This window comes from Candidatus Poriferisodalis multihospitum (assembly GCF_028283155.1).
Taxonomy (GTDB): domain Bacteria; phylum Actinomycetota; class Acidimicrobiia; order Acidimicrobiales; family Poriferisodalaceae; genus Poriferisodalis; species Poriferisodalis multihospitum.
Window position 1 is genome coordinate 29,443 of record NZ_JAPYOK010000031.1, and the last position, 11,929, is coordinate 41,371.

The 11,929-nt window shown below is 66.4% G+C and carries 9 protein-coding genes; 5 read left to right on the plus strand and 4 right to left on the minus strand.

Annotated elements, in window-relative coordinates; genetic code table 11:
• Nucleotides 1-23: 23 nt before the first annotated feature.
• The gene (locus VI480_RS02280; protein WP_323671192.1) at nt 24-1,097 is read right to left on the minus strand and encodes an alpha/beta hydrolase fold domain-containing protein; all 1,074 of its coding nucleotides are present in this window, start codon (nt 1,095-1,097) and stop codon (nt 24-26) included.
• A 175-nt stretch (nt 1,098-1,272) separates the two neighbouring features.
• Here VI480_RS02280 and VI480_RS02285 point away from each other — a divergent pair, with 175 nt between their 5' ends.
• Entirely contained in the window at nt 1,273-2,235 is a 963-nt protein-coding gene (locus tag VI480_RS02285) for a hypothetical protein (protein ID WP_323671193.1), read from the plus strand.
• Nucleotides 2,236-2,277: 42 nt separating this feature from the next.
• Here VI480_RS02285 and VI480_RS02290 read toward each other — a convergent pair whose 3' ends face one another.
• The 3 genes from VI480_RS02290 to VI480_RS02300 all read right to left on the minus strand — a co-directional run bounded on the left by VI480_RS02290 (nt 2,278) and on the right by VI480_RS02300 (nt 7,837).
• Nucleotides 2,278-3,939, minus strand: coding sequence for a SulP family inorganic anion transporter (locus VI480_RS02290; protein ID WP_323671194.1), 1,662 nt, complete (start codon nt 3,937-3,939; stop codon nt 2,278-2,280).
• Nucleotides 3,940-4,033: 94 nt separating this feature from the next.
• Nucleotides 4,034-6,199: an acetyl/propionyl/methylcrotonyl-CoA carboxylase subunit alpha gene (locus VI480_RS02295; protein WP_323671195.1), complete on the minus strand. Its 2,166-nt coding sequence runs from the start codon at nt 6,197-6,199 to the stop codon at nt 4,034-4,036.
• A gap of 12 nt (nt 6,200-6,211) precedes the next feature.
• A complete protein-coding gene (locus VI480_RS02300) occupies nt 6,212-7,837 on the minus strand; it encodes an acyl-CoA carboxylase subunit beta (protein ID WP_323671196.1) in 1,626 nt (541 codons plus the stop codon).
• A 150-nt stretch (nt 7,838-7,987) separates the two neighbouring features.
• Between VI480_RS02300 and VI480_RS02305 the strand changes: the two genes are divergently transcribed.
• The 4 genes from VI480_RS02305 (at nt 7,988) to VI480_RS02320 (ending at nt 11,918) form a co-directional block, all read left to right on the plus strand.
• On the plus strand, nt 7,988-8,599 hold the full coding sequence (locus VI480_RS02305; RefSeq protein WP_323671197.1) for an alpha/beta hydrolase: 612 nt from the start codon (nt 7,988-7,990) through the stop codon (nt 8,597-8,599).
• A 60-nt stretch (nt 8,600-8,659) separates the two neighbouring features.
• Nucleotides 8,660-9,808, plus strand: coding sequence for an ABC transporter permease (locus VI480_RS02310; protein WP_323671198.1), 1,149 nt, complete (start codon nt 8,660-8,662; stop codon nt 9,806-9,808).
• Nucleotides 9,805-10,737 (plus strand): ABC transporter permease, encoded by a 933-nt coding sequence (locus VI480_RS02315; protein ID WP_323671199.1) that lies wholly within the window; start codon nt 9,805-9,807, stop codon nt 10,735-10,737. The genes VI480_RS02310 and VI480_RS02315 overlap by 4 nt, the downstream gene beginning before the upstream one ends.
• 182 nt (nt 10,738-10,919) lie before the next feature.
• Nucleotides 10,920-11,918 (plus strand): BMP family protein, encoded by a 999-nt coding sequence (locus VI480_RS02320; protein WP_323671200.1) that lies wholly within the window; start codon nt 10,920-10,922, stop codon nt 11,916-11,918.
• The last annotated feature ends 11 nt before the right edge of the window (nt 11,919-11,929 follow it).

An 11,929-nucleotide genomic window follows, 5' to 3' on the forward strand; every position in this document is an offset into this window, starting at 1 on the left:
CCGGGGGCGAAGCTCGACGGCCGTTACACCGAGCAGGCGAAGTCGCGCAGTGCGGCAGCGGTCGCCCCGTACACCTCGGGCATGGCGGTGCGGAAGATGACATCGCCTGCGTGGCAGGTGCCGTTGATCGTTCGGGCCTGCGCGCTGTTGCCGGCCGCAAGCAGCTTGTGGTAGTAGGCGAGGCCCTCGTCGCGCAGCGGGTCCAGCTCGTTCACCGAGATGACGTGCGGCGGCAGGCCGGCGAGATCGTCGGCCGTGGCGTGCAGCGGCCAGGCCAGCGGGTTGGTCCGGTCTGGTCCGCCCAGGTCGTACGCCTTGGCGATGCCGCCCATGTTCTCGCAGTCCAGGAAGTACTGGTTGTTCTCAGTCAACGACGGCAGATCCGCAGGCGGGTCGGCATAGGCCCCCGAGATATAGGGACACTGCGCAAACACTCCGTCGATGATGTCGAGATACCCCTCTCGCTTGGCCTTCAGCGTGGTGGCCAGCGACAGATTCCCGCCGCCCGACTCGCCCGAGACGGTGATCGTGGAAACGCCGAGGGCGTCCTTGTTGGCGGCCACCCACTGCAGGCCCGACGCGCAGTCGTTCAGACCGGCCGGGAATGGGTGCTTGCCGAGCTTGCCGCCGCCGTTGCGGAACTCCACGCCCACCGCGACTAGCCCCCGCGACGCCAGTTCATTCCGCCACGCGACAAACGACATGCCGGCCGCCGACAGCAGCACCATGCCGCCGCCGTGGATGTGGTACACGCACGGCATTGGGCCGTCGGCCTTCGCCGGGCGGTGGATGAACAGCGTGATGTCGTTGTCGTCGACCCCGCTGATGACTTCAGTGCTCGCCACCACGCCGTCGGGGGGCGTCAGATCGGCGAAGAGCGCGTCGAAGAGCATCTCGAAGCCTGGCTCGGCCTCATCGACCCAGGCGTACAGCTCCTCCATCGACGAGTCCGCGGTGGCCGTCGCAGGCTCGCCGTGCCCGTCGAGACCCATTGCTGCCAGCACGGCCACCATGCGCGGATCAGCGCGCGGATCGGTGCCGAGCGTCATATCCGGGTCGCCGAGCCGTCCAGGCCGGTGTACCTCTGCTGCAGCCATGCGGGTTCCTTCCGTTCGCTGGACGGTTCCCTGCCGTCCCATCGCGCCGCCGACAGTAGCCCCGCCGCGCGACACCGGGTGAAGGGCACTTGATCCCCCGGCGGCTGCCGTCAGTCGGCGATCGCTGTGTTGAGCGAAGATGCCGATATGTAGTTGTTCTTATTACTATGGCCGGATGACCGATCATCCCTTCGACAACGACTTCGGCATCACCAGTGCGCAGAAAGAGCAGTTCTCGCGGGACGGCTTCGTCAAGCTCGAAGGATTCCTGAACTCCAGCGTGGTCGACATGCTGCTCGATCAGGTCGACGCCGAATCGAGCCGCGGCGCCGGCGATGCTCCCCCGCCCAAGCCGGGCCGCCGGTTCAGCAACATGCAGCACTTCCTGGCGACCGACAAGAAGGAAGTCTTCGGACTGATCCAGCGTCCCTACTTCCAGCGGGGCTTGACGGAGCTGGCCGGGCGCGACCTCTTTCTCACCTACGACTTGTCCTTCGAGATCTCCAAGAGCGTTGACAAGGGGTTGCCGTGGCACGCCGGCGTGTCGACGTTCGGACTCCACTACGCCGAAGACTTCGGGTGCACGCTCTGGGCGCCGCTGCACCCCATCGACACGAACGGCCAGCGCGGCGGCATCGCTTGCGTTCCGCTCCATGTGCTGTCGGCCGAATTCGTCCACACGACGGACTTGGCACTCGTCGAGGTGATCAGGGCCAGGGAGCGGGCCGGGAGAAGGACGAGCCCGCAGGAATACCGCGATCTCAGGAACGAGCTACTGAATTCCCCGGTGATGGACGAGCTCTGTAATGTCCACATGGTCGAATACGACTTTGCTCCCGGCGATGCGCTGCTGTTCACCAAGAACGTCGTGCACCGCAGCATCGTGCTCGGCGAGGGCGAACTCCCGCGTCGCGCTGCGTACGCAATGCGCTTCATCGACGCGGCGTCGCGCTACGACATGAACCGGGCGCAGACCCTCCACTTCCCCAGCGAGCAGTACGGGGAGGGACTGTTCCCCTACCGGCAGATCACGAGCGACTACGTCGAGATCGGCAAAGCCGGGGCGAAGGACGGCGACCTTGTCTCGCAATGCGCCTACTTCAGCGACCGCGACCTCAGGATGGTCGTGGGCGCATGAGTTCTGATCGCAGAATCGGCTGGTAGCCCCTGACGGCCTTGCCTACTCGGGTTCGGCCAACGGGGGAGGGCGTTCGCGATCTGGTTCGTCGACGAGCAAGCGCCGTGTGATGTCCTGGGCTTCGTCGAGCGTTCCGACCAGATGCTCGGACGGGATGCGACGCAGTGCATTCAGCGACGTGAGCGTGGCAGCGGGTGCGCCGTCGAGCGCCAGCACGATGCAGCGGACCTCGTTTTCCGTCGCTGTGTCGATGAGCTGTTCGATGACCAGCGCGGCGCTGTCGTCGATGTGTTCAGTTTCGGAGAAGTCCAGAATCACCACCTGATGGCCCACGATGTCATCGCCGATGGTGCGGATGAGCTTGCTCGAGGAAGCCACGGTGAAGCTGCCGCGCAGCTTCACAATTCCCGTGCGGGCGGAATACGGGCTGATGCCGTAGGACTCTGCGCTGTGCTCGTGCAGGAAGATCTGGTCGAGCAGGGGCACCGAGACGACGCTGTCGAGCTGGAGGCGCTCGAACTGGCGGGCGCCGATCATGCCCGCCACGATCAATCCCACGGCCACGGCCGTCACTAGGTCCACGAAGATCGTGATGCCAAGCGTCGTCAGCATGATCAGCAGGTGCTCGCGCTGCACACGCCGAAGCCGCGCCAAGAACCGCCAGTCGATGAGCTGCCAGCCGGTTACGGCCAGTATTCCTGCCAGCGCGGCGTGCGGCACGTAGGCGAGTAGCGGCGCCAATCCCAGCACGAGCACCAGGAGCGTGAGCGAGCGAACGATGGGCGAGATCGGGGTACGGGCGCCCATCCGCCACGCCAGGATCGACGAGAGGAAGGTCGGGCTCCCCGGCAAGCCGCCGATGAGGCCGGACGCGACATTGCCGATGCCGGTGCCGAGCAAACCCTTGTCGGGGTCGAGCTGAGTGCGGGTCTGTGCATCCACTGCCAAGGCACCCAGCAGGCCTCGCACCGTGCTGAGCAGGGCGATGGTCAGCGCCGGCACTACGGCGCCTGCCAAAAAGCTCAGCGAGAGCTCGGGGCGCTGCAGGTCGGGCAGGGACCGCGGAATGCCTTCGAGCGTCGGCACGTCGCTCAGCCCGACGATGTTCAGGAGGGTGCCGGCCAGCAGCGCTGCAACCATGGCGGGCAGGAACCTGCGGAGTCGCTTGGGCCACAGCAATGAGACGGCCAGCGCAACCAAGCCGATGATCAACGCGCTCCCGTTCAGCGCTTCCAGCGCGTCAGGCCACTTCTGGATTGCGTTCAGGGGCTTGGTGATCTTGACCGGTTCCCCCATGAACGTGTTGACCATGGAGAGCACCATCATCACGCCGATTCCCGACGTGAATCCGGCGATCACCGAATACGGCGTATAGGTGACGTAACTGCCGATGCGCAGCACACTCAAGACGAGCTGGATGACGCCGGCCAGGATCACGACCGTGAACGCTTCGGCGGGAGACTCGGCGTGCGTGGCCACGACCGCAGCCATGGCCACCGCCAAGACGGCGCTCACTGATCCCATCTGTGGCCGCGACCGTTCGAAGATGCCCACAAACAAGCCCACGGCGAGCGCGCCGTAGATGCCGCTCGCAGCGCCGAGCCCCGACACGACGCCGAACGTCGCAGCGGGCGTGATGGAAACTGCCGCCGCGGTGACACCGCCCGAGACGTCCCCACGGAGTGTGTGAAGGTCGTAGCTCATAGGAGAGAAGCCGGAATCCCTCGTTCGAGGATCCGATAGCCGACGCTATTGCACCGTGGTCACCGGCACCGAGGTCAGATCACCAGTCAGATTGCTACTGGTCGGCCGTGATGACAACAAGCAGCTCGCCGTTGTCGACCTGGTCGCCGACGTGGGCCCGAACTTCGGCCACCTCGCCGTCAGCCGGTGCGGTGATCTGATGTTCCATCTTCATGGCCTCCATCAGCACCAGCACCTGGCCGGCGGTCACCCGGTCGCCGGGCTGCACATCGACCATCAGCACTTTGCCGGGCATCGGAGCGACCAAGCCGCCTTCGACTGCCTCGGCATCGGGATCGGGGAATCGGGACCGTTCCCGCAGAGTCGCTGAACCCGTGAGCGGCCCGGTCACGTACCAGTTGTGGCCGCGCCTGCTGACCTGCCAGGTGCCCCGCATGCTGCCTGTCTCGACATCGAGCTCCGCGTCGAACTCCTCAGCGGGCGGTGCGTCGGTTGCCCCGCCGCCGGCGTCGATTCGGATGTGGTCGTCGGCGATGGCGTGGATCTGGATCGAGTGGGGCCGAACGACGAATTCGCTGGCCTCTGGCAGAACGCCCTCGTCGCTGTCGTCAGGAGGGGCGTACGGCGCGTCCGCCCGCAGCGGGGCGACTCGAAGCCGGTAGCTGCCGTCTCGTTGCCGCCGGTAGGTCACGCTCACATCCGCATCGCCTGCGGACGGATCGAGCGCTGTCAGCGGCAGCACCTCGTCGGGCATCACGCTGTTTCGGTAACCGGAGCTCATGAAGCTCAGTGCGGTCGCCTGAGACCGATTGCGAGCCTGCGAGACCAACGCCACCGCCGATGCCGCCGCGTGAAGGAACTGGCCTCGGTACGGCGGCGAGTCGCTCGCGAGCCCGGTTCGCTCGATGAAATCCGTCGTGGTGTCGCCGGCCAAGAACTCATCGCTGCGCAGCACCGCCGACAGGAAGTCACGATTGGTGACCACGCCACCCAATCGTGTGCGGTCGAGTGCCGACGCCAGTCCGAGCGCGGCCTCTGTGCGCGTCGGTGCCGCCATGACCACCTTGGCCAGCATCGGGTCGAACTCGGTGCCGACCACCGACCCCACCTCGATACCGGAATCGAAACGCGCCTGCGGATCGCGCGCCGGCGCCCACAATTCGACCGTGCCGGTGGCGGGCAGGAAACCGCTGGCGGGATCCTCCGCGTACAGGCGAGCTTCGGTGGCATGCCCGCGGATGGTCAGATCGTCCTGGCCATAGCCCAGCGGCTCTCCGGCAGCGACGCGGATCTGCTCCCGGACCAGGTCGAGGCCCGTGATCTCCTCGGTGACCGGATGCTCGACTTGCAGACGAGTGTTGACCTCGAGGAACCAGAACTCGGCGTCGTCGCCGCTGCCCTCGAGCAGGAACTCGACGGTGCCAGCCGAGTGGTAGCCGATCTTGCGAACGGCCGCGACGGCCGCGGCGCCCATGCGGTCGCGCAGAGCAGGCGTCACGGCGGGAGACGGTGCCTCCTCGATGACCTTCTGATGGCGCCGCTGGATGGAGCATTCCCGCTCGAAACAGTGCACGAGGTTGCCGTGAGTGTCACCGAGCACCTGGATCTCTACGTGGCGCGGCGCAGGCAGGTAGCGCTCCAAGAACACCGTGTCGTCGCCGAATGCTCCGGCGGCCTCGCGCCGGGCAGCTGCGACAGCGTCGGCGAGGGTGTCGGGGGCGTCGACGATGCGCATGCCTTTGCCGCCGCCGCCCGCCGATGCCTTGACCAGCAGGGGGTAGCCGACCTCGGCGCCGGCGGCAATCAGATCATCACCCGACATCGAGTCAGCCACCGGCACCGACGGCAGCGTCGGCACGCCGGCAGCGGTCATCGATTCCTTGGCGGCCAGCTTGTCGCCCATGGCCGCAATGGCCGTCGGCGCAGGCCCCACCCAGATCAGCCCGGCGTCGATCACCGCCTGGGCGAAGTCGGCGTTCTCGGACAGGAAGCCGTAGCCCGGGTGCACGGCATCTGCGGCACTGTTCTCGGCCGCGGCGATCACCTTGTCGATCGACAGATATGAATCGACCGCCGTGCGGCCGCCGAGCGGCACGGACAGGTCGGCGTCGGTAACGAACGGTGCCTCGGCGTCACCCTCGGCATAGACGGCAACTGTGGAGATGCCCATCGAATGTGCAGTGCGGAACACCCGGCGGGCGATCTCGCCGCGGTTGGCCACGAGCAGGCGCCGGATCGGTCGAAGCTCAGAATCGGTCATTCCCAGTGGCCCTTACATCCGGAAGACGCCGAACCCGTCGGCGCCCTTCACCACGTTGGTGTGACATGCAGACAGCGACATCGCGATCACGTCCCGCGTATCGCGCGGGTCGATGACGCCGTCATCGGTGACGCGCCCACTGGCGTAGGGGGCCAGCGACTTCAGCTCGTGATAGTGCTCCACCTGCTCGGTGATCTTGCGGTCGGCTTCCTCGTCGAACTCGATGCCACGGCGCATCGCCTGGCCCCGCCGCACGATCGACATGACGCCCGCGATCTGCTTGGGCCCCATGATCGCGATCTTGGCTGTCGGCCACAGGTAGGTGAAGCGGGTGTTGAACGCCCGACCCGACATGCCGTAGTTCCCCGCGCCATAGCTGTTGCCCAGGATGACCGTGATGTGGGGCACCATCGAATTGGACACGGCGTTGATCATCTTCGAGCCGTTCTTGACGATCCCGCCCTGCTCGAAGTCCTTGCCGACCATGTAGCCGGTGATGTTCTGCAGGAACACCAGCGGGATGTCCTGCTGGTTGCAGAGCTGGATGAACTGGGTGGCCTTCTCTGAGCTGTCGCTGAACAGCGGGCCGTTGTTGCCCAGGATCCCCACGGGGAAGCCGTGCACCGACGCCCAGCCGCAGATGAGCGTGGTGCCGTAGCGGGCCTTGAACTCCTCGAAGCGGGAGCCGTCGGTGATGCGGGCGATCACCTCGCGGCAGTCGATCATGGCCTGCAGGTCCCGCGGCATCAGCCCGAGGAGCTCCTCGGGATCGTGCACCGGTGGATCGGCGGGCATGGTGGGACCCGGGCCCAGCTTTCGCCAGTTCAGGTGCGCCACAACCTCCCGGCAGATGCGCAGCGCATCGGCTTCGTCCTCGGCGAGGTAGTCCGCGAGACCTGAGATCTCGGCGTGCATCTGCGCCCCGCCGAGCGTCTCGTCGTCGGAGTCTTCGCCGGTGGCCATCTTCACCAGCGGGGGTCCGCCCAGGAAGACCTTGGACTGGTTGCGGATGAAGATGTTGTAGTCGCTCATGCCGGGCTGGTAAGCACCCCCGGCGGTGGAGCTGCCGAACACCACCGAGATCGAGGGGATCTTCATCTTCGACAGCTCGGTCACGTCATAGAACAGCCGGCCGGATTCGGCGAAGTGGCTCTCCTGCTCGAGCATCTGGCGCTCAGGGTCGTCGTCGCCGCGCAGGTCGCCGCCCGCCGACTCCACGAACTGGATGTAGGGCATGCGATTGTCGCGGCAGATCTCGATGGCCCGCATGATCTTGCGGCCCGCGAACACCGTGATGGCCCCGCCGAGCACGGTGGGGTCATTGCCCTCGATCATGCACTCGACGCCGTTCACGACGCCGATCCCCATCACCAACCCGCCGCCGACGGCGTAGTTCGAGCAGTAGCCGGCTAGCGAGCTGATCTCGAAGAACGGCGAGTCGCGGTCGAGCACCATGGCAATGCGTTCGCGCACGGGCATCTTGTCGCGGCTGCGCATGCGTGCCATAGCCCGCGGTCCGCCGCCGGCCGCAGCCTGCTGCTGCAGCTCGTCGAGCTCTGCGAGCTGCTCGCGCATGTCGTCGCAGTTCTGGGTGAACCACTCGGCGGAGGTGTCGATGTGGGATCGCAGTACTGGCATGTGACTCCCGCGTAACGGCCGTGCGCACGTTCTGTGCCGCCAGCCCGGTCGAAGCTACGGCGCGAACGCCCGAAGTCTGCATGACGCGCTAGGCGAATGCTCGCTGTGTCGGCCTGACGATCATCAGCCGCCGCCAATAGCATCCCGGCCGTGGCTGACTCGGGTGCCTGGCCGATCGAAACGCACATACTCCATCGGCGCGATGTCGATCGCAGCTACCAAGTGTGGGTGGCGCTGCCCATGGGCTACCGGCCCGACGCCTCCAACCCCTACCCGCTCGTCGTCTGCTGTGACGCACCCTGGACGTTCGGCACCGCAGTGGACACCACCCGGATCCTGTCGATGTCCAGGGAGACGCCGCGCTGCGTCGTCGCCGGCATCGCGCACGACACCGCCGACATGCGCGAGATGCTCGATCTGCGGGCTGTCGACTACACGGTGACGCCGGCCGAGGCCCCCCCGATGACCGGCATCCGGGCACCCGCCGCCGAGACAGGTCAGGCCGAGCCGTTCCGCCAGTGGCTCGCGGGCGACGTGATGCCGCATCTGTACGACCGCTACCACGTCGGCGAGCCGACCTATGTGGGCCACTCGTTCACGGCGCTGTTCGGACTGCATGTGCTGTTCAACGCACCCGACATGTTTGCTCGCTACCTGCTGGCCAGCCCGTCGGTGTGGTGGGATGTCTTCCCGGATGAGAACCACAACACGGTGGTCGGACCGGCCGTGAGCCGGGGCCTGCGGGTGCTCTACGCCGACTGAGGGGTTTCTGACGCTCTAAGTTCGCGTGATCGCGAGCGGGAACGCAGAAGGCGACGGGGGATGGCGCGCGTAGCACCAGGAGCCGAGGACACTGACGCGACTGACGACCTAGCCGTCAGCCGTCTGGCGCGCCTGATGCGCCCCTTCGTGGGCGTTGCTGTGCCCGCGTTCGCTGCGGTCGCCGCCCTGCTGGTGGGCGCTGTCATGCTGCTCTCCTTCGGCGCAAACCCCTTGGTGGCCTACGGCGAGCTGGTCACGGGCGCCTTCGGCAGTGCCGACAACCTCGCAGACACCGCCGTGCGGGCAATGCCACTTGCCCTCGTCGGTGTCGGCATCTGCATCGCATTCCGCACCGACGTCATCAACATCGGCGGCGAAGGTCAGATCATCCTGGGCGCGATCACCGCCACAGTCACTTCGATGGCCTTCGACGACGTGCCGCGGGTGTTGCTCGTGCCCATGGTGATCGTCGCGGGGGCGATCGGCGGCGGCTTCTGGGGTGCGATTCCCGGTGCGCTCAAGGCCTATGCGGGTGTCAACGAGATCTTGTCCACGATCATGATGAACCTCGTTGCGTTCCACTTCCTGAGCTTCCTGCTCCAGGATCTCCTGATCGAGCCTGGCGCCATCAAGATCCAGCAGACACGCCGGCTCAGCCCCAACGCCGACTTGCCGCTGCTCCCCGGCGGAACCCGGCTGCACATCGGCGTGCTCATCGCGATCCTGGTCGCAGTGTTGGGCTACCTCCTGCTGTTCCGCAGCGCGCTCGGCATGCGATTGCGGGCTGTCGGCCACAACCCCGATGCATCTCAATACGCCGGCATGGCGGTCAAGAAGAGCGTCACCCAGGCGCTGGCGTTCAGCGGGGCCTGCTGCGGTATTGCCGGAGCGGTGTTGGTGTTCGGCAGCGAATCGCACCGGCTCATCGGTGAAGGCGGCGCAGCGGCGTTCACACAGAACGCCGGCTTCAACGGCATCGTGGCGGCACTGTTCGGTGCGCTCCATCCGATCTTCACGGTGCCTGCGTCGTTCCTGTTCGGGGGAATGCTCACCGGCGGCAGCGACATGCAACGGGCAGTTCAAGTGCCTGCAGCCCTGGTGGTAGCGCTGAACGGCGTCGTGGTGGTGTTCGTGGTGGGGAGCCTGCGACTGCGTGACCGGCTGAGGACCTGGGTGGGCGAGGTCTCGAGCTACGGAGGCCGGGCATGAGCGACTTCTTCACCGTGAGCGTGCTCGTCGCCACTCTGGCGTCCGGCATCCGGCTGGCAACGCCATTCCTGCTGTCGGCACTGGGCGAGACCATCGGTCAACGAGCCGGCGTGCTGAATCTGGGCGTCGAAGGCGTGATGCTCATCGGCGCGTATGCCGCCTACATCACGGCGCTGCGAACCGGCAGTGTCGTCGCTGGCGTGATTGCGGCCATGGCCGCCGGGGCGGCGATGGGCGTCGTGTACGCCTTCATCACGGTGGTCATGCATGCCACCCAGGGCATCAGCGGTATCGGCATCTTCCTGTTCGGTCTCGGCTTCACCGATCTGCTCTTCCGCCAGCAAGTCGGCACCCCGGTGCCGATCGACGGCCTGCGGGGCCTCGACATGGGCGGGCTCTCGGACCTGCCGATAGTGGGGGAGCTGCTGTTCAGCCACAACATGCTCACCTACGTCGCGTTCGCCCTGGTCCCGGTGGTGTGGTTCGCGATGAATCGGACCACGTTCGGCCTGAACGTGCGGGCCGTGGGCGAGACGCCTGAAGCGGCTGACACGCTGGGCGTGCGCGTCAACGTGGTGCGTACACAGGCCATCATCATCGGCAACGTCATGGCGGGCCTCGCGGGCGGCACCTTGGCTCTCGATGTCGGCATCTTCCAGCAGAACCTCACCTCGGGGCAGGGGTTCATCGCCGTGGCGCTCGTGTACTTCGGGGCCTGGCGCTCGAGCGGGGTGATGGCTGGGGCGCTGCTGTTCGGCGTCGTGTCGTCGACCGTGCTGCAGCTCAAGACGCTCGGCATCATCGTCGGCGCCAATTCGACCATTGCTGCGATGGCGCCCGCGATCCTGACCATCGTGGTGCTCGTGCTCGTCAGCCGTCGCATCGGGGCGCCGTCCGCTCTGACGGTTCCGTTCGAACGAGACAATTGACGGCCCGTACCCCGTACCAGACAGCCGCATGGGGTCCGAAGGGCTGTGCGGGCACGGGAGCACAGCGCCCATTCGGGGTCGCCTAGCATCGCCTGCAGGCTGGGGGCTCCGCCGAGCCGCGCTGTACTGCCGCGAACAGATCCGGCATGAGCCCGAGACACGGCCGATCCGGGAGGGATCACATGTTCAGAAACACCACACGCAGGTCGCTCGCAGCCAAGCTCGTAGCGGTCGCCGCAGTCGTACTGCTGCTCGCTGCGGGCTGCACCGGCGCCGAAGAGGAAGACGCAGGTCCGATCCGGATTGCCATCGTCGCGCCGAGCGCCAGCAACGACTTGGCATTCACGCAGAGCATGGTCGATGCAGTGAACGCGGTCGGCGAGACGCGCGAGATCGAAGTCGCGGTGACCGACGGCACATTCATCGTGGAGGAGGCCGCTGCGGCGATCCGGGGTTATGCCGAGGACGGCTTCGACCTCGTGATCGCGCACGGCAGCCAGTACGGCGGTCCGCTCGAGGAGATCGCACCTGACTTCCCGGACACCTCGTTCGCATGGGGCACCGCCGTCGACTTCAAGGGCCTCGACAACGTCTTTGCCTACACGGTCCGTTCCGATCAGGGCGGGTACGTATCGGGCACCGTTGCAGCCCAGATCACCGGCACCGGAGTCGTCGGCGTGATCGGTCCGATCGAGGTCGGCGACGCCAAGCTGTACGTCGACGGCTTCGCGGCGGGTGTAGCGGCACAGAACTCGTCGGTGACGACCAACATCGTGTACACCGACTCGTTCAGCGATGTGGCATTGGCAGCCGAAGCCGCCGAGGCCCACATCTCCAACGATGCCGACGTGCTGACCGGCTCGGCGCAGATGGTCGTGGGTGCGACCGGTGTTGCCAACGAGCACGGCGTGGCGTGGTTCGGCACGCAGGCCAACCAGACGGCGCTCGGCGAGAGCATTGTGGTGGCCTCGCAGGTGTACCACTGGGAGGTGCTGCTCAACGAGATGATCGACAAGATCGAGGCCGGCACGCTCGGCGGTGAAGTGATGACCGCCACGCTTGCCAACGGCGGCATCGTGATCGAGTTCAACGATGGCTACGGCCTCGATGCCGGCATCCAGGCGGCTGCGGAAGATGTCATCGCTGGCATCGCAGACGGCTCAATCTCGACCGGCCAGTAGGCAAGGTCACA